Here is a 283-nt window from a genome sequence, read left to right on the forward strand (position 1 = left end):
ACTAAGTTCTCTAACTCTTTGAGCGCTGCTTCATCATTGCTAAGCTGTGCTTGCTTGGTTTCAATCTGCGCGGTCAAACTGCTTAAGCTATTGGTTAGCTGCTGCTGGCGGTTTTTCTGCTCATTAAATTGTCGTTTTAACTGGTTTAAAGCGCTGCGCTGTTGACGCAGTTTTTCAATATGACGGTCATAATCTGCGCTGTCTATTACCGTTTGCTCATCAAAACTATTACCCAATTGCTTAAGTGCATTAGATAAGTCTGCCGCATTGAGCGCTATAGTTG

Annotated in this window: 1 protein-coding gene; it reads right to left on the reverse strand. The window is 42.8% G+C overall.

Features of this window, described 5'->3' with window-relative positions; genetic code table 11:
- A partial coding sequence (locus AAEY83_RS14165; protein ID WP_351059816.1) for a hypothetical protein occupies positions 1–283 on the reverse strand: 283 nt, incomplete at both ends.

Origin of the sequence: Psychrobacter sp. TB20-MNA-CIBAN-0197 (genome assembly GCF_040309765.1) — a bacterium.
GTDB lineage: Bacteria > Pseudomonadota > Gammaproteobacteria > Pseudomonadales > Moraxellaceae > Psychrobacter > Psychrobacter submarinus.